The sequence below is a fragment of the Streptococcus mitis genome (genome assembly GCA_001560895.1).
GTDB lineage: Bacteria > Bacillota > Bacilli > Lactobacillales > Streptococcaceae > Streptococcus > Streptococcus mitis_Q.
The window spans coordinates 151,027-173,159 of the sequence record CP014326.1 but is presented as its reverse complement, the minus strand read 5'-3'; the positions used below and the strand labels follow the sequence as shown (position 1 = coordinate 173,159).

Here is a 22,133-nt window from a genome sequence, read left to right as displayed (position 1 = left end):
AAAGGCCTCAAATTTGAAGCCTTTTTGTTTGTTTTTAGGTATGATTTTTAGGGATGTGAGATAAAACGTGCTGTCGGTAAAAGCAAGCCCCTACCGATACAACCTAAAAACACTCTTCACAACTATCTCCCCGTGTTTTATTGACTATTCTAGTATAGCACACTTTTAGAATTAAGAAAAGACTTTTTATTTACTTTCTTTCGCTTCTTCTACCGATAGGAAAATCATGGGTAAAATAATCAGGGCCATAGCTAGAAGAAGGGACCAATCCACTACCAAGCCTAAAAATAAAACACTCAAAAGGGCAGAAGAGAGAGGTTCACTGGCACTAATAACAGAAACCACCAAGGGAGAAACCAAGGACACAGCCTTCATGGAAATGAAAAAGGCAAAAGCCGTCCCAAAGAAAGCAATAATGAGGCAAATCAAGATACTCCAAATATCAAGAGTAAAGGAAAGCTGATAAACCGGCGAAAGGACATTGCTAAATAAACCTGCCAAAATCATCCCCCACCCAACCGTGGGTACAAAACCATAGCGCTTCGCGAAAGGTTGGGGCAAGATAACATTAAACATAACCCCCATAGCACTCAACAGACCTGTTATAAGGGCTAGTGGCGTCATGGATAACTGAGAGAGATCTCCCTTTGTCGCCATCAAGCACACACCCAGCATAGCAATCAGAACATAGAAAATAGCGCTTTTTGACGCTCGTTTTTTATAAACCAAACGATTATAAAAGAGTATAAAGACAGGACTGATAAACTGTAAAATAGTTGCTGTCGCAGCATTTGAATATTCTACACAGAGATAGAAAAAATACTGAACTGAAAAAATTCCCAAAATAGCATAGGCCAAAAAGGGCAGGTAATTTTTCTTGTCTCGCCAGATATCTAACACTTGTGATTTTACTTGCATTGCAGACCAAATAAGCACAAGACTCCCTGCTAGCGTCAAACGCATAGAGGTAATCCAACCAGAAGATACCTGATAATGAGTAAAGAAATACTCTCCTAAAATCCCACAGATTCCCCAAATTAAGCCGGATAGGAGCGAGTAAATGGTTCCTTTAACAATCTTTTTCTGATACTGATTCATATCTTTATTGTAACACGAAAGGGAAAAAGAAAAAAGTGGCAATCCATTGATTGGCCACTTCATTTAGCATAGTTCATAGAACTTATCGTCTTGTCCTTGAAGAAGATCGTGTAGCACTTGAGTTACTACTGTCACTAGAGCTACTACTTGAACTGCTGGAGCTTGATGGAGTTGGTAGACTCCCCACGATACTAGACCAAGCATTCTTATAATCCGCATCACTTCCACCAATAGCAAAGCGATAACTAGTCACTGGCGCTCCTGCCTTATTAGCCCAATAGCTGGTAACAGTCGAACCTGTGACATCTACCTCTTTTCCTTCAACAGAAACCTTACCTGGTTTTTGACCTGTTGATTTCAAGACTTCGGATTTTACTACACTAGAATCTAAAGCGAAGCGCTCGTTCCCCCAAATTCCAGGTTCAGACTCTTGGATAGCATTAACCAAGTGAGCCATATAATTAGAATTATTGGAATAGCCTGCTCTACGAGATAATGAATGATTATCATCATGCCCAATCCAACCACCTAAAGTTAATTTAGGAGTAGAAAGCATAAGCCACATATTTTCGTCTTGGTTGGTTGTACCAGTCTTCCCAATCCAATCTGCATTAGCTAATGTCGAATTTAAAGAAGTTAAATTCGGTTTAAAGGTTGTTGTCACACGAGAGGATAGAACTTCTCGCAACAAGCCCTGCATAATTGTTGCAGTAGCTTTTGAGTAGACTTGAACCGGTTTATCTTGATACTCATATACCACTCTATCATCTGATGCTTCAATTTTAGAAATCACATGTTTCTGATGATAAACTCCGTTATTTGCCAAGGTCTGATAGCCATTGGTATGCTGGGCAACTGTGACTTCAATACCACCACCCATTGGCAGGCTCTCAATACCGTACTCAGGAATCTCGTAACCCATCTTTTCCATATAACCTTTGACATCAACACCCTTTTCACGGAGCATACGATAGGTCCAGTAAGCCGGGATATTCCATGAATAGTTCAAGGCTTCTCCCAAGGTCATCATTCCTGTCCCCTTGCTATTAGCATACATAATCGGGTTGCCATTGGCAAAGTTTGTTGGATAGTTAGACAGAATCGTCTCACTTCCCATCAAGCCCTGGTCAATAGCGATCCCGTAGGCCAGCAAGGGCTTGGTAGTGGAAGCTGGTGAGCGCTTGGTGTCAAAGGCATGATTGTTTTGATTTTCTTGATAATTGCGACCACCTACAAAGCCTAGGATAGCACCTGTTTGGTTGTCCATCAAGACATTCCCTACTTCTACACGACCTGTTCCATCATCTAGTAGAGACCCATATCTGGCTACTGCATTCTGCATGGCAGTATGAACTTTTTTATTAATAGTAGTCATAATCTTATAACCACCTGTACTTAATTCTTGCTCAGCTCGTTTACGATACGCCTTCTGAATAGCTTCATTTTTCAGCTCTTGACTGGGAACATTATCTTGTTGGACCAAATAATCGTACATCCGGTCTATCGCTTCAGCCATAGCAGTATAGTAAAGGTAATCTCTTGAAACAACATTAACAGAACCTGATGGCAAAAAATCTTGTTTGATATTGTAATCCTTATACTGATTGTATTCTTCCTTTGTTAAGGATCCCGTACGATACATATTATAAAGAACATCCTTGGCCCGCTTCAAGCCTAGTTCTAAATCTTCATCGCTCTTAATAGCACCCGTATTTTCATAGGGAGAATAGATAATAGGACTTTGCGGTAGTCCTGCTAAAAATGCTGCTTGAGGAACAGTCAACTGACTAGCATCTACACCAAAAATACCCTCTGCTGCCTGCTGAGCACCTGCAATATTCTGTCCCTTATTATTTCGGCCAAAAGGAGCAATATTAAGATAAGTAACCAAAATTTCATCCTTACTCATCGTTCGTTCTAGCGCAAGTGCATCCACAATTTCTGTAGCCTTACGAGCCAAAGTCGGAGCATCTCCAACGACTTGCTGCTTGATTAACTGTTGGGTTAAGGTAGAGCCTCCACTAGATGAACCCAAACCTGCAAAGGTCCCCAAAGTCGCCCGAATCACAGCCTTAGGCACAACCCCTTTATGTTCAAGAAAATGTTCGTCCTCAGTTGCAACGATGGCTTTTTTGAGATTGTCCGATATCTCCTCAGATGAAATAGATGTCCGTAATAAATCACTCTCGATAGAAGCAATAACGCTTCCATCTTCATAGACAATTTCTGATATAGAAGAAACATCTTTAACCTGCTTAACCAGCTCCTCCGCTTGCGGAACCTTAGCCTTATCAAACAAAGCAACTCCATAACCAAGAGCCACACCTGCCCCAAAAAGCCCACCGATAAAGCCTAGAATAAAGAGGGTATTCAAAACTCCCTTGATAGCAGCCAAAATGCTACCTAAGATAGGCAGGAACTTCCCAACTGTTCCATCCGACTTCTTCGCTTCTAAGACTTTCTCTGATTTTTTATGATTTATGTTTGATTTTACTTGCTGGAAAAATGCCAGCACTTTTCTCTTTAATTGATTTTGCATGGATTTCCTCACTCTATTCATTATACCATAAAAGGGACACTTTCAATAAAATAGCCACTTTCTTCCTATTCTACTAGGCTATTGCCCAAGTTTGTGATACAATAGTTAGAAACAATAATTTTAAAAAGGAGAAAAGACATATGCACATTTTTGATGAGCTAAAAGAGCGTGGTTTGATTTTTCAAACGACTGATGAAGAAGCTTTGCGTAAAGCCCTAGAAGAAGGTCAAGTTTCTTATTATACTGGCTACGATCCAACTGCTGACAGCCTTCACCTAGGCCACCTTGTCGCAATCTTGACAAGTCGTCGCTTGCAGCTAGCAGGTCACAAACCTTATGCGCTCGTTGGCGGTGCTACAGGTCTCATCGGAGATCCGTCCTTCAAAGATGCTGAACGTAGTCTCCAAACAAAAGACACAGTAGATGGCTGGGTCAAGTCTATCCAAGGACAACTTTCTCGTTTTCTTGACTTTGAAAATGGTGAAAATAAGGCTGTCATGGTCAACAACTACGACTGGTTTGGCAGCATCAGCTTCATTGACTTCCTCCGTGATATCGGAAAATACTTTACTGTCAACTACATGATGAGCAAGGAGTCTGTTAAAAAACGGATTGAAACAGGAATTTCATACACTGAGTTTGCTTACCAAATCATGCAAGGTTACGACTTCTTCGTCCTTAACCAAGACCACAATGTAACGCTACAAATCGGTGGTTCTGACCAGTGGGGAAATATGACAGCTGGTACCGAATTGCTTCGTCGTAAGGCTGACAAAACTGGTCACGTTATCACTGTTCCACTCATCACAGACGCGACTGGTAAGAAATTTGGTAAATCTGAAGGAAATGCTGTTTGGCTCAACCCTGAAAAGACTTCTCCATACGAAATGTACCAATTCTGGATGAATGTCATGGACGCTGACGCTGTTCGCTTCTTGAAAATCTTTACTTTCTTATCACTTGATGAGATTGAAGACATCCGCAAACAGTTTGAGGCTGCGCCACACGAACGCTTGGCTCAAAAAGTCTTGGCTCGTGAAGTTGTCACACTTGTTCACGGCGAAGAAGCCTACAAAGAAGCCCTCAACATCACTGAGCAACTCTTTGCAGGAAACATCAAAAACCTTTCTGTCAAAGAACTCAAACAAGGACTTCGTGGAGTACCAAACTACCAAGTTCAAGCAGATGAAAACCACAATATCGTGGAACTCCTTGTTTCATCTGGTATGGTTAACTCAAAACGCCAAGCCCGTGAAGATGTCCAAAATGGAGCTATCTACGTAAATGGCGACCGTATCCAAGACCTTGACTATGTCTTGAGTGATGCAGATAAGTTAGAAAACGAACTGACTGTTATCCGTCGTGGTAAGAAAAAATACTTTGTTCTTACATATTAAAAAGAAGACTGGAGGCATTTGCCATCCAGTCCTTTTTTTGCTAGACTTAAACTATGAATACAAACCTCAAACCCAAACTTCAGCGCTTCGCTTCTGCGACTGCCTTTGCCTGCCCTATCTGCCAAGAAAATCTAACTCTGGTAGAGGGTAGTCTCAAATGTAACAATCGCCATTCTTGTGACCTAGCAAAATTCGGCTATGTCAATCTGGCTCCTCAAATCAAGCAATCTGCAAACTACGACAAGGAAAACTTTCAAAACCGTCAGCAAATCCTAGAAGCTGGCTTTTATCAGGCTATTTTAGATGCAATTTCTGATTTACTTGCAAGTTCAGAAAATACCGAAACAATTTTGGATATTGGATGTGGCGAAGGCTTCTATTCTCGAAAACTCCAGGAAAATCATCCTGACAAAACCTTCTATGCCTTTGACATCTCCAAAGATTCCGTCCAAATTGCTGCCAAGAGCGAACCTAACTGGGCAGTCAATTGGTTCGTTGGCGACCTGGCTCGTCTTCCTATAAAAGACGCTAGCATGGATATCCTGCTTGATATCTTCTCACCTGCCAACTATGGAGAATTTCGTCGCGTTTTATCCAAAGACGGTATTTTGATAAAGGTTATTCCAACTAAAAATCACCTCAAGGAAATCCGTCAAAGGGTACAGGACCAGCTGACAAACAAAGATTATTCTAACCAAGATATCAAAAATCATTTCCAAGAACACTTTGCCATCCTATCTAGCCAAACGGCCTCTCTGACTAAGACTATCACAGCAGAGCAGCTCCAAGCCCTACTCAGTATGACTCCCTTACTCTTTCACGTTGACCAGAGCAAGATTGACTGGAGTCAGTTGAGTGAAATTACCATCGAAGCAGAGATTCTGGTCGGAAAAGCACTGTAAATAAATTTTTTAGATAATACAAAACCCGCACCTTCAAGGTACGGGTTTAAATTATGTAATTATTAGTTCAAGTGCCAAATATCTTCGTTATACTGAGCGATTGTACGGTCAGATGAGAAGAATCCTGCTTTAGAAATGTTAACAATGACTTTATCCAACCATGCGTCACGGTCTTCGTAGTCAGCAAGCATTTGCTCTTTGACTTTGATGTAGTCTTCCAAGTCAAGAAGAGTCATGAACCAGTCTTTGTTGATCAATTCATTGTAAAGACGTTCCAAGCGCTCTTTGTTTCCAGCTGCAAGAACTGCATCGCTAACGATGAAGTCAACCAATGGTTTGATAGCTTGACGAGCGTAGAATTCGCTTGATTTGTAAGCTGCTTTTGCATAAAGATCGATAACAGTTTCTGAATCTTCACCGAAGATGTAGATGTTTTCGTCGCCAACCAACTCAGCGATTTCCACGTTAGCACCGTCCATAGTACCTAGAGTCAAAGCTCCGTTCAACATGAATTTCATGTTACCAGTACCTGAGGCTTCTTTAGAAGCAAGTGAGATTTGTTCTGAGATATCACATGCTGGGATAAGGAAGCTTGCTGCAGTAACGTTGTAGTTTTCAACCATAACTACTTGCAAGTGTGGAGCTACTGCTGGATCGTTAGCAATAACTTCTGACATGCAAAGGATCAAGTGGATGATGTCTTGAGCGATTGTGTAGGCTGGAGCTGCTTTACCACCAAAGAAGATTGTGATTGGGCGAGCAGGGATGTTACCAGCTTTGATGTCAAGGTATTTGTGGATTACGTACAAAGCGTTCATTTGTTGGCGTTTGTACTCGTGAAGACGTTTGATTTGGATGTCAAAGATAGAGTTTGGATTGATTTCTACACCTTGGTGTTCTTTCAAGTGACGAGCCAATTTACGTTTATTGTGAGCCTTGATGCTTTCCAATTTTTCTTTGACAGCTGCTTTGTCTTCGTAAGACAAGAGTTTTTCAAGCTCATCAGCTTCATGGTGCCAACCATCTCCAAGAATCTCATCCAAGTAGTGAGACAAGCTTGGGTTAGCATGCATGAGCCAACGACGGAAAGTGATACCGTTTGTTTTGTTGTTGAATTTTTCTGGGTAAAGGTCATAGAAGGCTTTCAACTCAGAGTTCTTCAAGATTTCAGTGTGGAGTGCTGCTACCCCGTTAACACTGTATCCGTAGTGGATATCCATGTGAGCCATGTGAACACGTCCGCTCTCATCGATAATTTGCACAGCTGGATCTTTGTATTCTGCTTTCACGCGACGGTCCAATTCTTCGATAATTGGTACCAAGTGAGGAACCACTTCTTGCAAGAATTCAAGAGGCCATTTTTCAAGGGCTTCAGCAAGGATTGTGTGGTTAGTGTAGGCAGTCATGCTACGAACGATTGAGATTGCTTCATCAAGCTCGATACCACGTGCAGTCAAAAGACGGATCAATTCAGGGATAACCATTGATGGGTGAGTATCGTTGATTTGTACAACTGCGTAGTCAGCAAGGTCATGCAAGTTGCTTCCTTTTTCGATTGCTTCGTCGATGATCAATTGCGCACCGTTTGAAACCATGAAGTATTGTTGGAAGATACGGAGCAATTCACCTTGGCGGTCACTATCATCTGGGTAAAGGAAAAGAGTCAAGTTGTGAGCGATGTCTGTCTTATCAAAGTTGATACCGTCTTTAATGATTGAAGAATCAACTGAATCCAAGTCAAACAAACGCAAACGGTTCTTCGTTTCTGTCTTGTAACCAGGAACATCAAGATCGTAAAGAGTTGATGTCAATGTGAAGTGGGCAAATGGTACTTGGTAGCTACGGCTTGAGCGAACCAACCAGTTTTGCTCTGTCAACCATGCATTTGGAATTGTTTCTTGTTGGTTATTTTTAAGAACTTGTTGGAAAAGACCGTAGTGGTAGTTAAGACCAACACCGTCACCGTTCAAACCAAGAGTCGCAATTGAGTCGATAAAGCAGGCAGCCAAACGTCCCAAACCACCATTACCAAGAGATGGTTCCAATTCAACTTCTTCAACTTCGATCAAGTCTTTACCTGCAGCTGCAAGTTCTTTTTTAACATCATCGTAAAGACCAAGGTTAATCAAGTTGTTTGACAAGAGTTTACCAATCAAGAACTCAGCTGAAATGTAGTAAACTTTTTTCTTACCAGTGTTAACTGGTTTTTTGCTGCTTGCAAGCTTGCTGTAGTTAAGAAGAGCAAGGTAAAGCTCTTCATTGCTACATTCTGCAATGGTTTTTTTGTAACGATTTTGTACAAATTCTTGTAGTGATAACATGTTTAAGGTGTCTCCTGATATTGTATTATTTCTTTAATTCTACCAAATTTTCATTGATTCGGCGATAGATTGTTGTCAAGTCAAGCAAACCTTCCTCGACAGCTGGTGTCAATTGATCTTCAGTCATACGCCAAGACCAGTTTCCACCAAGGGTAGATGGGAAGTTCATGCGAGCTGCCTCATCCAATTCTAGCAAATCTTGCATAGTTGCAATTGCCATGAAGCTAACTGATGAAAAGACTGTACGAAGCATAGCATGTGGCACTGTTTCGTATTCTTTACGGTTCGTATAGCGAGCCATGTACTCACGAGTCGCATCATCGATCTCGTTACGATACCAACCAAGGACCGTATTGTTATCGTGTGTTCCTGTGTACATAACTGAGTTAGCAGGTGCCAAGTGTGGGCTATCGATACTTTCGTCTTCTGGGTTGAAGGCAAATTGAAGAATCTTCATTCCTGGGAAGCCAGTACGTTCACGCAATTCGATAACTTCATCAGTCATGAAGCCAAGGTCTTCTGCGATGATGTTTAACTCACCAAGTTCTTCCTTAACAGCTGCAAAAAGCTTGTAGCCAGGACCTTTGACCCACTCACCAGGTGCTGCTGTATCGGAACCAGCAGGGATTTCCCAGTAAGATTCGAAGCCACGGAAGTGGTCGATACGAACGATATCGTAGATTTTGAAGCTTTCACGCAAGCGTTCAATCCACCATTTGTATCCGTCTTTGTCCATTGCTTCCCAGTCATAGATTGGGTTACCCCAAAGCTGACCAGTTGCAGAAAACTCATCTGGTGGGCATCCTGCGATACAAGTAGCCTTACCGTTGACATCTGTCTTGAAGAGGTGTGGATTTGCCCACATATCGCTTGAATCTTCCGCTACGTAGATTGGCATGTCCCCAACGATTTCGATGTGGTTGTCGTTAGCGTAGGCTTTCAATTTCAACCATTGTTGGAAGAAGAAGTATTGAGTCACACGGTGATAAACCAACTTATCCGCCAATTGCTCACGGTAACTTTCAAGTGCTGAAGCTTTACGAGCACGAGCATCTGCATCTGGCCATTCTGTCCAAGCAAGATTGTCAAAATGCTCTTTGATAGCCATATACTCTGCGAAGAGTTCAAGCCATGATTGGTTGTCTTTAGCAAATTTCTCAAAATCTTTAACATCTCCTACTTCCAAGAAACGTTTTACCGCTTTTTCTAAAAGAGGACGACGTGCATAGTAGATTTTCGCATAATCAACTTCAGACGCATCGCTACCAAAGTCAACCCCTTCAAGGTCACTTGCTTGCAACAAGCCTTGTTCTACCAAGATATCTAAATCGATAAAATGAGTGTTCCCTGCAAAGGCTGAGAAAGATTGGTAAGGAGAATCTCCGTAACTAGTTGTTCCTAGCGGAAGGATTTGCCAGTAACGTTGTTTTGTACGAACCAAGAAATCAACGAAGTCGTAAGCACTTTTACCAAATGATCCGATTCCGTATGCTCCTGGAAGAGAAGAAATGTGCATCAACACACCACTTTGACGTTTTTTCATAATAAGCACCTCATGTGTTTATAGTTAGATATTACATTTTTACGAACGCAAACGTTTGCGCTATGATTAGTATATCTCATTTTCTTGATAAATGCAAGCGGTTTTAAAAAACTTTTTGATTATTTTTTAAAAAGTTTTTCTTCTTACTCGTATATATATTCTTTCCGGAAGCAAATAAAATAGGAATAAGGGTTTCACTTATCTTATGTACTGGAAAGAAAGTAACAAATCTCTTTAATTTCCATTTGTAAATTAGGCAATCGTTTTCTCAACTTTTTTAAAATTTAAAACAAAAGTGATATTTGATTTTTCTTCTATATATAAAACGATAAAGCGGTTACTTTTTTACAATTTTTTTAAAAATTTTTACAAAAAATACTTGCAACCGCTTTCCGATTGTGCTATACTAGTCCCATAAAGGAAAACGTTTGCGTTTCCTCATTATAAAATTTGTTATTCTTTAGGAGGAATACACTATGTCATCTAAATTCATGAAGAGCGCTGCTGTGCTTGGAACTGCTACACTTGCTAGCTTGCTTTTGGTAGCTTGCGGAAGCAAAACTGCTGATAAGCCTGCTGATTCTGGTTCATCTGAAGCAAAAGAAATCACTCTTTACGTTGAAGACCAATACAAAGCTTATGCTGAAACAGTTGCTAAAGCTTATAAAGAACAATCAGGAACAACAGTTAACATCAAATCTGGTGACCAAATGGGTGGTCTTGACAAACTTTCTCTTGACAACCAATCAGGTCAAGCTCCTGACGTTATGATGGCTCCATACGACCGTGTAGGTAGCCTTGGTACTGACGGACAACTTTCAGAAGTGAAATTGAGCGACGGCGCTAAAACAGATGATAAAACTAAATCTCTTGTAACAGCTGCTGACGGTAAAGTCTATGGTGCTCCAGCTGTTATCGAATCACTCGTTTTGTACTATAACAAAGACTTGGTAAAAGAAGCTCCAAAAACTTTTGCTGACTTGGAAAACCTTGCTAAAGACAGCAAATACGCTTTCGCTGGTGAAGATGGCAAAACTACTGCCTTCCTAGCTGACTGGACAAACTTCTACTACGCATACGGACTCCTTGCTGGTAACGGTGGTTACGTATTCGGACAAAACGGTAAAGATCCTAAAGACATCGGTCTTGCAACCGACGGTGCTATTGCAGGTATCAACTACGCTAAATCTTGGTACGAAAAATGGCCTAAAGGTATGCAAGATACTGAAGGTGCTGGAAACTTGATCCAAACTCAATTCCAAGAAGGTAAAACAGCTGCTATTATCGATGGACCTTGGAAAGCTCAAGCATTCAAAGATGCTAAAGTAAACTACGGTGTTGCTACTATCCCAACTCTTCCAAACGGAAAAGATTACGCTGCATTCGGTGGTGGTAAAGCTTGGATCATCCCATCAAGCACTAAGAACCTTGAAGGCGCACAAAAATTTGTAGACTTCCTAGTTTCAACTGAACAACAAAAAGCATTCTACGATAAAACTAACGAAATTCCAGCTAACACTGAAGCTCGTACTTATGCAGAAGGTAAAAACGATGAGTTGACAACAGCTGTTATCAAACAGTTCAAGAACGCTCAACCAATGCCAAATATCTCTCAAATGTCTGCAGTTTGGGATCCAGCGAAAACTATGCTCTTTGATGCTGTAAGTGGTAAGAAAGATGCTAAAACAGCTGCTAACGATGCTGTAACATTGATCAAAGAAACAATCAAACAAAAATTTGGTGAATAAAAAATTTGTTCAAGGGGGGTGGAATTCAAATCCCCCTTTGAATTTATCAATAAAAAACATATATAGTTTAGGTTTTGATTAAAAAGCAGTATCCTATGAAAGGAGTTATTATGGAAAAGCAACAACCTAGTAAAGCAGCCCTGCTGTCTATCATTCCTGGGTTAGGACAGATTTACAATAAACAAAAAGCCAAAGGTTTTATCTTCCTTGGTGTAACCATTGTATTTGTTCTTTATTTCTTAGCACTTGCATCCCCTGAATTAAGCAATCTCATCACTCTTGGTGACAAGCCAGGTCGTGATAATTCCCTCTTCATGCTGATTCGTGGTGCCTTCCATTTAATCTTTGTAGTCGTTTATGTACTCTTCTATTTCTCAAATATTAAAGATGCACATACAATCGCAAAACGTATTAACAATGGAATTCCAGTACCACGTACCCTCAAAGACATGATCAAAGGGATTTATGAAAATGGCTTCCCTTACCTCTTGATCATTCCATCTTATGTTGCCATGACTTTTGCGATTATCTTCCCAGTTATCGTAACCTTGATGATTGCCTTTACCAACTACGACTTCCAGCACTTGCCACCAAACAAATTGCTGGACTGGGTTGGTTTGACCAACTTTACGAACATCTGGAGTTTGAGTACCTTCCGTTCTGCCTTTGGTGCCGTTCTTTCTTGGACTATCATCTGGGCTTTAGCTGCCTCAACTTTACAAATCGTAATCGGTATCTTCACAGCTATCATTGCTAACCAACCATTTATCAAAGGAAAACGTATCTTTGGTGTTATTTTCCTTCTTCCTTGGGCTGTTCCAGCTTTCATCACTATCTTGACATTCTCAAACATGTTTAACGATAGTGTTGGTGCTATCAACACTCAAGTACTACCAATCTTGGCTAAATTCCTTCCTTTCCTTGATGGTGCTCTTATTCCTTGGAAAACAGACCCAACTTGGACTAAGATTGCCTTGATTATGATGCAAGGTTGGCTTGGATTCCCATACATCTACGTTTTAACCTTGGGTATCTTGCAATCTATTCCTAACGACCTTTACGAAGCAGCTTATATTGACGGTGCCAATGCTTGGCAAAAATTCCGCAACATCACTTTCCCAATGATCTTGGCTGTTGCGGCACCTACTTTGATCAGTCAATACACCTTCAACTTTAACAACTTTTCTATCATGTACCTCTTCAATGGTGGAGGACCTGGTAGTGTCGGAGGTGGAGCTGGTTCAACTGATATCTTGATTTCATGGATCTACCGTTTGACAACAGGTACATCTCCTCAATACTCAATGGCGGCAGCTGTTACCTTGATTATCTCTATCATTGTCATCTCAATCTCTATGATCGCATTCAAGAAACTACACGCATTTGATATGGAGGACGTCTAAGATGAATAACTCAATTAAACTCAAACGTAGACTGACTCAAACCCTCACTTACCTCTACTTGATTGGCCTCTCAGTCGTGATTATCTATCCATTGTTAATTACTATTATGTCAGCCTTCAAGGCAGGTAATGTAGTAGCCTTTAAACTAGATAGCAATGTCAACTTTAGCTTTGCTAACTTCCAAGGCCTCTTCACTGAAACCTTGTACGGTACTTGGTACCTCAACACTTTGATTATCGCCTTGATTACCATGGCTGTCCAAACAAGTATCATCGTACTTGCTGGTTATGCTTACAGCCGTTACAACTTCTTGGCTCGTAAACAAAGTTTGGTCTTCTTCTTGATTATCCAAATGGTGCCAACCATGGCCGCTTTGACCGCCTTCTTCGTTATGGCACTTATGTTGAACGCCCTTAACCACAGCTGGTTCCTCATCTTCCTTTATGTTGGTGGAGGTATCCCGATGAATGCTTGGTTGATGAAAGGCTACTTCGATACAGTGCCAATGTCTCTAGACGAATCTGCAAAACTAGATGGTGCAGGACACTTCCGCCGCTTCTGGCAAATTGTTCTTCCACTGGTTCGCCCAATGGTTGCCGTACAAGCTCTCTGGGCCTTCATGGGACCTTTCGGGGACTACATCCTCTCTAGTTTCTTGCTTCGTGAGAAAGAATACTTTACTGTTGCCGTTGGTCTCCAAACCTTCGTTAACAATGCGAAAAACATGAAGATTGCCTACTTCTCAGCAGGTGCTATCCTCATCGCCCTTCCAATCTGTATTCTCTTCTTCTTCCTACAAAAGAACTTTGTTTCAGGACTTACAAGTGGTGGCGACAAGGGATAATATATCCCCGCCACCCTTTTTCATTTTGGAGCTTGTGATTGTAAATAATATCCTTGTAGCAAGCAATTTCTCTCCTAGACTTGAAATAAAGCACATTTCTCTATATAATAATACTCATATAGAAAACACCTTTTAGAAAGATACCTATGCTTCCATATCCATTTTCCTATTTTTCAAGTATTTGGGGATTTCGTAAGCCCCTGTCCAAACGTTTCGGGCTCAACTGGTTTCAACTTCTCTTTACCAGTATCTTCCTTATCAGTTTGTCTATGGTACCCATTGCCATCCAAAACAGCTCACAGGATACTTATCCGCTAGAAACCTTTATCGATAATGTCTATGAGCCTCTGACAGATGAGGTTGTCCAGGAACTCTCTGAACATGCTGCAATTGTTGATGGTAAATTTACTTATACAGGAACAGCTAGTCCAGCGCCTTCTCTTTTAATCGGTCCAAGCCAAAGCAAGGAATTACCTAAGGACTTGCAACTACATTTCGATACAAAAGAACTGGTCATCAGCAAGGAAAGTAAAGAACTGACCCGTGTCTCTTACCGAGCGATACAGACTGAGAGTTTCAAAAGTAAAGACAGCTTGACCCAAGCAATTTCTGAAGACTGGTACCAGCAAAATCGTGTCTATATCAGTCTCTTCCTAGTTCTCGGTGCCAGCTTCCTCTTTGGTTTGAATTTCTTCATTGTCTCTCTAGGAGCAAGTCTTCTCCTTTATATCACTAAGAAATCGCGCCTCTTTTCATTTAGAACCTTTAAAGAGTGCTGCCATTTTATCTTGAACTGTTTAGGATTACCAACTCTGATTACGCTTATTTTGGGATTATTTGGCCAAAATATGACAACTCTGATTACTGTACAAAACATTCTTTTTGTCCTTTATCTGGTCACTATCTTTTATAAAACACATTTCCGTGACCCAGATTACCATAAATAGGAGATTTTTATGCCCGTTACGATTAAAGATGTGGCCAAGGCTGCTGGTGTTTCACCTTCAACCGTAACCCGTGTTATTCAAAATAAATCAACCATTAGCGACGAAACTAAAAAACGTGTTCGCAAGGCTATGAAGGAGCTCAACTACCACCCCAACCTCAACGCTCGTAGCTTGGTAAGCAGCTATACTCAGGTTATCGGATTGGTTCTTCCTGACGACTCAGACGCCTTCTATCAAAATCCTTTCTTCCCATCTGTCCTACGTGGTATAGCCCAAGTCGCCTCTGAGAACCACTACGCCATTCAAATTGCGACAGGTAAAGATGAAAAAGAACGCCTTAAAGCTATTTCACAAATGGTTTACGGTAAACGCGTGGATGGTTTGATTTTCCTTTACGCCGAAGAGGAAGATCCTTTGGTCAAGCTGGTCGCTGACGAGCAGTTCCCCTTCCTCATCCTAGGAAAATCCATTTCACCTTTTATACCTCTTGTCGATAACGACAATGTCCAAGCTGGTTTTGATGCGACAGAATATTTCATCAAAAAAGGCTGCAAACGAATTGCCTTTATCGGAGGTTCTAAGAAACTCTTCGTTACACAAGACCGTCTAACTGGTTACGAATCCGCGCTCAAGCAATACAAACTGCCTCTTGATGACAATCTGACCTACTTTGCAAATGAATTTCTAGAGGAAAAAGGATATCAATTTAGTAAACTCCTCTTTCAGCATGACCCGCAGATTGATGCCATCATTACAACCGATAGTCTCCTAGCCGAAGGAGTCTGTGACTATATTGCTAAGCACCAACTGGATGTCCCTGTTCTCAGCTTTGACTCGGTCAATCCCAAGCTCAATTTGGCGGCCTATGTTGATATCAATAGCTTGGAACTTGGTCGTGTTTCCCTTGAAACTATTCTCCAGATTATTAATGATAACAAAAACAATAAACAAATTTGTTACCGTCAGTTGATTGCCCACAAAATTATTGAAAAATAAAAACCAGCTCGCGCTGGTTTTTTTGATCACTAATTTTCTGTTTCAACGAATCGTCCCAGAATATGAACATTTTCCGATACAGAGACAAAGGCGCTTGGGTCCACCTGTTTCATAATCTGTTTAAATTCATTAAACTCTGCACGTGTAATGACAGTGATTAACACTGCCTTTCTCTCGTGATTATAGGTTCCTTCTGCATCGTGGATCATAGTTGCTCCGCGGTGCAATTTTTTATGGATTTTTTCAATGACCTTGTCTGGATGATTGGTCACAATCATGGCCTGCATGCGTTTTTGCTTGGTAAAGACCGCATCTGTCACACGGCTAGAGACAAAGATGGTAATCATAGAGTAGAGGGCGTATTTCCAACCAAAGGTCAAACCTGCTATCAGCATGATTGTCCCATTTACCAAGAATGAAATACTGCCGACATTCTTACCTGTTTTCTTGCGAATGGTCAGACTGACAATATCCGTCCCACCACTGGAGATATTGTTTCGAAGAGCAAAACCAATCCCCAAGCCCATGACAACGCCACCAAAAAGGGCGTTGATAATAGGATCCTCCGTCAAGGTCGCCACAGGGACAAACTGGATAAAGAAGGAACTCATAGATACCGTGATAAAGGTAAAAATAGTGAACTTATGGCCAATCTGATACCAGGCCAAGACCATCAATGGAAAATTAATAGCGTAGAAGGTCAGCGAAATTGGAATATGAAAACCAAACCAGTGATTACTCAAGGCAGAGATAATCTGTGCCAAACCTGTCGCACCACTCGAATACACATGCCCTGGTTGGAAAAAGAAATTAACCGCTACTGCTGATAGAAAACCATAGACCAGAGAGGCCGAAATCTTCTCATCATATTTTTCACGAGAGATGCTTTGTAAGACACGTAAAATTTTTATCTGATAAGCAAAGCGGCGCAGATAATAGCGCCACCGCTTAATTCGTTTTGCTTGTTTCATCTTCTTCTACTTGTAAGCTGAGTTCCTCTAGTTGTTTGAGAGCGACTGTTGATGGAGCTTGGGTCATTGGGTCAGTTGCCTTGTTGTTCTTAGGAAAGGCAATAACTTCACGGATATTTTCTTCTCCAGCAAGTAACATGACAAAACGGTCAAGCCCGATAGCCAAACCACCATGTGGTGGGAAACCATAGTCCATGGCTTCAAGAAGGAAACCAAACTGGTCATTTGCTTCTTCAGATGAGAAATCTAGAGCCTTGAACATGCGTTCTTGAAGGTCTTTTTGGTTGATACGAAGGCTACCACCACCAAGCTCATAACCGTTCAAGACGATATCGTAAGCAATGGCACGAACCTTAGCCAAATCACCTTCTAATTCGTGAGCTGTCTCTTCCTGTGGAAGAGTGAATGGATGGTGGGCGCTCATGTAGCGGCCTTCTTCTTCAGACCACTCAAACATTGGCCAGTCAACTACCCAAAGGAAGTTGAACTTATCATTATCAATCAAGTCAAGCTCTTTGGCAATACGTCCACGAAGGGCACCAAGCGTTGCATTGGCCACTTCAAGCGTATCCGCCACAAAGAGAACCAAGTCCTTGTCTTCAAGAACAAGCGCTGTTGTCAATTCTGCTTGGATGGCAGTCAAGAATTTGGCAACTGGTCCGTTTAATTCTCCGTCAACTACCTTGACCCAAGCAAGACCCTTGGCACCGTACTGTTTGGCTACTTCAGTCATCTTGTCGATGTCTTTACGTGAATAGTTGTCCGCAGCTCCTTTGACCACAATGGCTTTTACAGCAGGTGCTTCTGAAAAGACTTTGAAGTCAACACCTTTGACCACTTCTGTCAAGTCCTGAAGCAACATGTCAAAACGAGTATCAGGCTTATCAGAACCGTAAAGAGCCATCGCATCATCGTATTTCATACGAGGGAATGGAAGCGTTACTTCGATACCTTTTGTTTCCTTCATCACGCGCGCAATCAAGCCTTCTGTGATGTCTTGGATTTCTTGCTCAGTAAGGAATGAAGTTTCCAAGTCGACCTGAGTGAACTCAGGCTGGCGGTCTCCACGCAAGTCCTCGTCACGGAAACATTTAACGATTTGGTAGTAACGGTCAAAACCAGCATTCATCAAGAGCTGTTTCGTGATTTGTGGACTTTGAGGAAGAGCGTAAAAATGCCCTTTATTGACACGAGATGGCACCAAATAGTCACGCGCCCCTTCTGGTGTTGACTTAGAAAGGAATGGTGTCTCCACGTCGATAAACTCCAACTCATCCAAGTAGTTGCGGATAGAGTGGGTCACTTTAGCACGAAGTTTAAGATTTTCCAACATTTCTGGACGACGAAGGTCAAGGTAGCGGTAACGCAAACGCGTATCGTCATTGGCCTCAATGCCATCCTTAATCTCAAATGGTGTTGTCTTAGCTGTATTCAGCACTGTCAGAGCTGTCACGTTTAACTCAACTGCACCTGTTGGCAACTTATCATTGGCTTGCTCACGCGCAACGACTTGACCAGTTACTTCGATAACAAATTCGCTACGAAGGCTTTCAGCTGTTGCCATGACCTCTGCAGATACTTTTTCAGGGTTGATAACCAACTGCATGATCCCTTCACGGTCACGAAGGTCGATAAAGATCAAACCACCAAGGTCACGACGACGGCCAACCCATCCTTTCAAGGTAATTTCTTGTCCGATGTGTTCCTCACGAACACGACCAGCATACATACTACGTTTCATTGTTTCTCTCCTCTTTTATTCTGTTACTATTTTACCATAAAAGCGCAGGCTCTTCATGAAAATCATCAGAAAAGTTTGCCAGTCTTTAAAAATCAGGTGAAAGCCCTAAAAATTAGCGCTAATACAAAAATCCGATGAACTTCACCGGACTCTTTTATTTTGAATTTTTGCCTGCTTTACGCTTTTCAGCAATTTCAGCTGCCTTTCGAGGCAAGACGATTTCCGTCGTATAAGCTGTCCCAAAACGCCAGATACCGGCAATAGGGGCAAAGACCACTGCTAAATGGCTATAGAAGAAATCTCCCTTAAAGGCATAAGCTAGTCCCCCAATGATGAAAAATAGAACGACTGCTTGAATCACTGCTAATAAAATTACTCGTTTCATGTGACCTCCTGACTCTATTATAGCATGAGAATCATCAAAAAGCCGACTAAATTATTCAAAGCGTGGAGAGAAATACTGTAGACCAGACCTTTTCTGCTAATATAAGCCAAGCCCAAACTAAAACCAAGGCTAAAATAGACAAAAAATTGTTGCACATCGCCTGGGAAATGAATCAAGGTAAACAGAACACTGGATACCAGAAGAAAAATCAGAGTTTGTTTACTATTGTCCTGCTTAGGAAAGAGGTAGCGTGCTAACATCCCTCTAAAGATAAGTTCTTCCGTCAAAGGAGCAAAAATAACGACCGCAAAGAAGGAGAAGAGTGGTTGAGACAAGGTCAAGTCTGTCGCTATTTGCTGATTTACTGAAGGATCATTTGGCAAGAAAAACTGGACAACAAGAGATAAGAACCAAACCAAGGCAGGAAGCCAAATAAATCGGTTAAAGGCACTCTTCTCAATATGAACAGGAGCTTTCTGATACCATTTGTAAATACCGTACACATAAACTCCAGCCAAGGCCACATAGAGTAGGGTAACAGCATAGGGTGAAGCGCCTAAGGCAAGCGACGTAGTCGCGAGCCCCTGAATGAAGCCATAGATGAATAAAAAGGATAAAATGGCTAGAAGAAACCAGCCAAGGTTTTTAAGTAATTTCATAAAGTTCTCCTATCTTGCTTTATAGCTGTTTTTCAATACAAAGAGGTTTGCTATTCCTAACACAAGTACCCAGGCAAGTAACATACCGATGTTAGAAAAAGATATTTCTCCACCTTTTTGATTTAAAAGATTTACAATAGGACCGACGAACGAGTAATCTAACACTTTCTGAGCCGTATCATTTTGAAGAGCAATCATAGGTAAAAAAGATACGATTAGCATAGGAAAGATACTATAGACTTGCGCTTTAGACTGAGTATCTGATACCGCACCGATTAGAAGGTTGAGAAAAATAATACAAATAGTTGCCAGGAGCAAATAGATAGCATAGGCAAATAAATAACCTGATAGATCTACTTTAAGATAGATGGGAAGCACAATCATAGCAAGTAACATTATCAGAATAGGGAGAACGAGCATACTAAAAGTATATTCTATTGCTGTCACACCACTTAGAATGAGTGATTTGAGATTTCGTTTTTCCTTATCTTCTGCCATCATAATCGATACCATATAACCACTTCCCATACTCAAGACCATCGTCAAGCTAGCAGATAGTAAAAATAGGCTCAATTGTCCATTCTTATTTAAAAATTCATTATATAAAACAGCAATACCAAAAGGCATCAATAAAGTTGCTAACAAAGTTGAATTGCTAATAATAACTTGCACTCTTAACCATAGTAGGGCATTTAATTTTCTAAACATCTAACTTTTCTCCTGTTAATCTGATAAAGATCTCTTCTAAAGTCGGCTCACAAGAGTGAACCACCATCAAATCTGTCGTGTCTAAATGTGGCAATTCTTCAAATGGAACTATCTGTTCTCGTCCATCTTTATAAGCTACACGTACTTTCTTATCCACATGGTACTTCTGGATAATATCTTGTGGACTTCCATACTCTATTAAGTTTCCCTTATTCAAAAGAGATAGGCGATCACAAAGCAGAGTTGCTTCATTCATATCGTGCGTGGTCAGAAAGATCGTTGTCCCCGCCTGCTTTAATTCTTGAAGTAGGGTATGAATCATCTTGGATGTTGTAGGGTCTAAGCCACTGGTTGGCTCATCTAGAAAGAGAATCTTAGGAGCATTCAGAAGGGCACGAGCCAAGAACATTCGTTGTTTCATTCCTGTAGATAGTTTTTCTGCGATAATATCTTTAGCATCTGCCAATCCAACCTGTTGGAGTACCTGATTTACTCTATCTGACTTGAGACCATATAACTTAGCGTAAATGAGCAGATTTTTGTAAAGACTCATCTTTTCATAAAAACCGCTGCTATCACTAACAATACCAATTTGTTCCAAATCATTTGAGGTTAAATCTTGAGAATTCTTGCCTAACAAAACTGTTTTACCTTGATCTGCAGCCAACTGACCTGTCAAGACATTGATCATGGTTGTTTTACCTGAGCCAGAAGGGCCAAGAAAACCAAAGATTTCACCTTCCTTAATCTCAAAAGAAATCTGATGAAGAGCTTTCTTGCTCCCAAAACTTTTACTTACATTTTCAACACGAATCATAGAAACTCCTTTATTTGAAATAACGTTTCACCATAGGTAACTGCATCACATTGATATAAACATGGATGGCTCCGACAAGCAAGAAGGCTAGTAACTGAATCTCTCCTATCAAGAAAGAAATGATAAAAAGAAAAATATATAAGGCTGGTAAGACATACTGATTTAATTGGAATAAAATCCGAAAACTCTGTTCCAAATTAGCCTTGCGCTCCCCTTCATCGTAAGAATCGAAATGTTCTAAGATATCCTTTGGTGTATAGAAAAATGCCAAATCAAGCTGACGAACAATCGAAATGGTTTTAAAAAGATATTTTTGGCTGTGTGAATACAGCACTAATTCCAAAAAGGAAAGGGAAAATGTTATACGACTTACATCGAGTACAATTACTTCGCTTCCTGAAATGAAGAGAGCCAATACAATCGCTACGCCTGTAATATTAAAAGTAATGGTCCCAAACTCGAGATTCCGATACATCTGCACATAATAGGTTTCATTCAGATCATCATCCATTTCCTCTTGATACAAGGAGTGAAATTTTCTGCTTTTCTTTGAGAAATTGAACGTCAAAACAATGCCAACGAAACCTAATAGTAAACAAATGGCTGATAGCCATGGTATCAAGATTTTTACATCTAACATAATTCCGTGGAATTCGGCACCAGCCTTCAACATATCTACAAACATGTACAAGAAAGCTCCCAAGACAACAGGAATTAAAAATAACAAGACACGTTTATTTTTCATATACAACCTCTTTCTAAACTAAACCAATCCAACTAACCACTGACCAAAGACTTTACCTGATTCATAAATTGCTGTCAAGCCCTCTGTTCCAAGTGATACTAAAATCAAACAAACAGCAAACAAGAGAATAGCTTGATTTCTTGCTTTTTTCGTCCCTTCTCCTAAAGGGTCTCTCCCAAGCCAGCCTGCTAGATAAGCATATAGGATGACTGTTAAAATCCCAAACTCTGTTGACCAAAGAAACAGCAAAATGGCTACCAAACGGACGACGTTAGTCTTGATATTAAAATAATTTCCTAAACCTGCACAGACACCTGCAAGTTCTTTTTGTTCTGTATCTACTTGAAATCCTGCTAAAAACTCTTTCAT

Annotated in this window: 19 protein-coding genes; 7 read left to right on the top strand and 12 right to left on the bottom strand. The window is 40.8% G+C overall.

Going from position 1 to position 22,133, the window contains the following annotated elements; genetic code table 11:
- Positions 1 to 186: 186 nt before the first annotated feature.
- Positions 187 to 1,098 (bottom strand): hypothetical protein, encoded by a 912-nt coding sequence (locus tag AXK38_00890; GenBank protein AMH89590.1) that lies wholly within the window; start codon positions 1,096 to 1,098, stop codon positions 187 to 189.
- Between the two features lie 82 nt (positions 1,099 to 1,180).
- On the bottom strand, positions 1,181 to 3,637 hold the full coding sequence (locus tag AXK38_00885; GenBank protein ID AMH87948.1) for a transglycosylase: 2,457 nt from the start codon (positions 3,635 to 3,637) through the stop codon (positions 1,181 to 1,183).
- A 140-nt stretch (positions 3,638 to 3,777) separates the two neighbouring features.
- Between AXK38_00885 and AXK38_00880 the strand changes: the two genes are divergently transcribed.
- Complete coding sequence (locus AXK38_00880; GenBank protein AMH87947.1) at positions 3,778 to 5,034, top strand: tyrosine--tRNA ligase; 1,257 nt, start codon at positions 3,778 to 3,780, stop codon at positions 5,032 to 5,034.
- A gap of 53 nt (positions 5,035 to 5,087) precedes the next feature.
- Positions 5,088 to 5,936 (top strand): rRNA (guanine-N1)-methyltransferase, encoded by an 849-nt coding sequence (locus AXK38_00875; GenBank protein ID AMH87946.1) that lies wholly within the window; start codon positions 5,088 to 5,090, stop codon positions 5,934 to 5,936.
- Positions 5,937 to 5,998: 62 nt separating this feature from the next.
- On the opposite strand, the gene AXK38_00870 is transcribed toward AXK38_00875, so the two are convergent.
- Positions 5,999 to 8,257 (bottom strand): maltose phosphorylase, encoded by a 2,259-nt coding sequence (locus AXK38_00870; GenBank protein AMH87945.1) that lies wholly within the window; start codon positions 8,255 to 8,257, stop codon positions 5,999 to 6,001.
- Positions 8,258 to 8,282: 25 nt separating this feature from the next.
- Positions 8,283 to 9,800, bottom strand: a complete 1,518-nt coding sequence (locus tag AXK38_00865; protein ID AMH87944.1) for a 4-alpha-glucanotransferase — start codon at positions 9,798 to 9,800, stop codon at positions 8,283 to 8,285.
- A 476-nt stretch (positions 9,801 to 10,276) separates the two neighbouring features.
- On the opposite strand from AXK38_00865, the gene AXK38_00860 reads away from it, so the two are divergent.
- The 5 genes from AXK38_00860 (at position 10,277) to AXK38_00840 (ending at position 15,738) form a co-directional block, all read left to right on the top strand.
- Complete coding sequence (locus tag AXK38_00860) at positions 10,277 to 11,548, top strand: sugar ABC transporter substrate-binding protein (protein AMH87943.1); 1,272 nt, start codon at positions 10,277 to 10,279, stop codon at positions 11,546 to 11,548.
- Positions 11,549 to 11,658: 110 nt separating this feature from the next.
- On the top strand, positions 11,659 to 12,951 hold the full coding sequence (locus tag AXK38_00855) for a sugar ABC transporter permease (protein ID AMH87942.1): 1,293 nt from the start codon (positions 11,659 to 11,661) through the stop codon (positions 12,949 to 12,951).
- A 1-nt stretch (position 12,952) separates the two neighbouring features.
- On the top strand, positions 12,953 to 13,795 hold the full coding sequence (locus tag AXK38_00850) for a sugar ABC transporter permease (GenBank protein ID AMH87941.1): 843 nt from the start codon (positions 12,953 to 12,955) through the stop codon (positions 13,793 to 13,795).
- A 146-nt stretch (positions 13,796 to 13,941) separates the two neighbouring features.
- The gene (locus AXK38_00845; protein ID AMH87940.1) at positions 13,942 to 14,742 is read left to right on the top strand and encodes a maltodextrose utilization protein MalA; all 801 of its coding nucleotides are present in this window, start codon (positions 13,942 to 13,944) and stop codon (positions 14,740 to 14,742) included.
- Between the two features lie 9 nt (positions 14,743 to 14,751).
- The gene (locus tag AXK38_00840; GenBank protein ID AMH87939.1) at positions 14,752 to 15,738 is read left to right on the top strand and encodes a LacI family transcriptional regulator; all 987 of its coding nucleotides are present in this window, start codon (positions 14,752 to 14,754) and stop codon (positions 15,736 to 15,738) included.
- A 29-nt stretch (positions 15,739 to 15,767) separates the two neighbouring features.
- Here AXK38_00840 and AXK38_00835 read toward each other — a convergent pair whose 3' ends face one another.
- The 8 genes from AXK38_00835 to AXK38_00800 form a co-directional block, all read right to left on the bottom strand.
- Entirely contained in the window at positions 15,768 to 16,709 is a 942-nt protein-coding gene (locus AXK38_00835) for a hypothetical protein (GenBank protein ID AMH87938.1), read from the bottom strand.
- Positions 16,687 to 18,450: an aspartate--tRNA ligase gene (gene aspS / locus AXK38_00830; GenBank protein AMH87937.1), complete on the bottom strand. Its 1,764-nt coding sequence runs from the start codon at positions 18,448 to 18,450 to the stop codon at positions 16,687 to 16,689. Before aspS ends, AXK38_00835 begins: the two co-directional genes overlap by 23 nt.
- A gap of 154 nt (positions 18,451 to 18,604) precedes the next feature.
- Positions 18,605 to 18,835, bottom strand: a complete 231-nt coding sequence (locus AXK38_00825) for a hypothetical protein (GenBank protein AMH87936.1) — start codon at positions 18,833 to 18,835, stop codon at positions 18,605 to 18,607.
- Positions 18,836 to 18,852: 17 nt separating this feature from the next.
- A complete protein-coding gene (locus tag AXK38_00820; protein AMH87935.1) occupies positions 18,853 to 19,494 on the bottom strand; it encodes a CAAX protease in 642 nt (213 codons plus the stop codon).
- Positions 19,495 to 19,503: 9 nt separating this feature from the next.
- Positions 19,504 to 20,202 carry an ABC transporter ATP-binding protein gene (locus tag AXK38_00815; GenBank protein AMH87934.1) on the bottom strand — a complete coding sequence of 233 codons (699 nt, stop codon included), beginning with the start codon at positions 20,200 to 20,202 and terminating at the stop codon, positions 19,504 to 19,506.
- The gene (locus AXK38_00810; protein AMH87933.1) at positions 20,195 to 21,019 is read right to left on the bottom strand and encodes an ABC transporter ATP-binding protein; all 825 of its coding nucleotides are present in this window, start codon (positions 21,017 to 21,019) and stop codon (positions 20,195 to 20,197) included. The genes AXK38_00815 and AXK38_00810 overlap by 8 nt, the downstream gene beginning before the upstream one ends.
- Positions 21,020 to 21,029: 10 nt before the next feature.
- Complete coding sequence (locus AXK38_00805) at positions 21,030 to 21,764, bottom strand: hypothetical protein (protein ID AMH87932.1); 735 nt, start codon at positions 21,762 to 21,764, stop codon at positions 21,030 to 21,032.
- Between the two features lie 18 nt (positions 21,765 to 21,782).
- The gene (locus tag AXK38_00800) at positions 21,783 to 22,133 is read right to left on the bottom strand and encodes a PspC family transcriptional regulator (GenBank protein AMH87931.1); all 351 of its coding nucleotides are present in this window, start codon (positions 22,131 to 22,133) and stop codon (positions 21,783 to 21,785) included.

Excerpts from the sequence above, each read along its gene's own strand:
- AXK38_00890 (AMH89590.1), bottom strand. The coding sequence starts at position 1,098 with ATGAATCAGTATCAGAAAAAGATTGTTAAAGGAACCATTTACTCGCTC.
- AXK38_00885 (AMH87948.1), bottom strand. The coding sequence starts at position 3,637 with ATGCAAAATCAATTAAAGAGAAAAGTGCTGGCATTTTTCCAGCAAGTA.
- AXK38_00880 (AMH87947.1), top strand. The coding sequence starts at position 3,778 with ATGCACATTTTTGATGAGCTAAAAGAGCGTGGTTTGATTTTTCAAACG.
- AXK38_00875 (AMH87946.1), top strand. The coding sequence starts at position 5,088 with ATGAATACAAACCTCAAACCCAAACTTCAGCGCTTCGCTTCTGCGACT.
- AXK38_00870 (AMH87945.1), bottom strand. The coding sequence starts at position 8,257 with ATGTTATCACTACAAGAATTTGTACAAAATCGTTACAAAAAAACCATT.
- AXK38_00865 (AMH87944.1), bottom strand. The coding sequence starts at position 9,800 with ATGAAAAAACGTCAAAGTGGTGTGTTGATGCACATTTCTTCTCTTCCA.
- AXK38_00860 (AMH87943.1), top strand. The coding sequence starts at position 10,277 with ATGTCATCTAAATTCATGAAGAGCGCTGCTGTGCTTGGAACTGCTACA.
- AXK38_00855 (AMH87942.1), top strand. The coding sequence starts at position 11,659 with ATGGAAAAGCAACAACCTAGTAAAGCAGCCCTGCTGTCTATCATTCCT.
- AXK38_00850 (AMH87941.1), top strand. The coding sequence starts at position 12,953 with ATGAATAACTCAATTAAACTCAAACGTAGACTGACTCAAACCCTCACT.
- AXK38_00845 (AMH87940.1), top strand. The coding sequence starts at position 13,942 with ATGCTTCCATATCCATTTTCCTATTTTTCAAGTATTTGGGGATTTCGT.
- AXK38_00840 (AMH87939.1), top strand. The coding sequence starts at position 14,752 with ATGCCCGTTACGATTAAAGATGTGGCCAAGGCTGCTGGTGTTTCACCT.
- AXK38_00835 (AMH87938.1), bottom strand. The coding sequence starts at position 16,709 with ATGAAACAAGCAAAACGAATTAAGCGGTGGCGCTATTATCTGCGCCGC.
- aspS (AMH87937.1), bottom strand. The coding sequence starts at position 18,450 with ATGAAACGTAGTATGTATGCTGGTCGTGTTCGTGAGGAACACATCGGA.
- AXK38_00825 (AMH87936.1), bottom strand. The coding sequence starts at position 18,835 with ATGAAACGAGTAATTTTATTAGCAGTGATTCAAGCAGTCGTTCTATTT.
- AXK38_00820 (AMH87935.1), bottom strand. The coding sequence starts at position 19,494 with ATGAAATTACTTAAAAACCTTGGCTGGTTTCTTCTAGCCATTTTATCC.
- AXK38_00815 (AMH87934.1), bottom strand. The coding sequence starts at position 20,202 with ATGTTTAGAAAATTAAATGCCCTACTATGGTTAAGAGTGCAAGTTATT.
- AXK38_00810 (AMH87933.1), bottom strand. The coding sequence starts at position 21,019 with ATGATTCGTGTTGAAAATGTAAGTAAAAGTTTTGGGAGCAAGAAAGCT.
- AXK38_00805 (AMH87932.1), bottom strand. The coding sequence starts at position 21,764 with ATGAAAAATAAACGTGTCTTGTTATTTTTAATTCCTGTTGTCTTGGGA.
- AXK38_00800 (AMH87931.1), bottom strand. The coding sequence starts at position 22,133 with ATGAAAGAGTTTTTAGCAGGATTTCAAGTAGATACAGAACAAAAAGAA.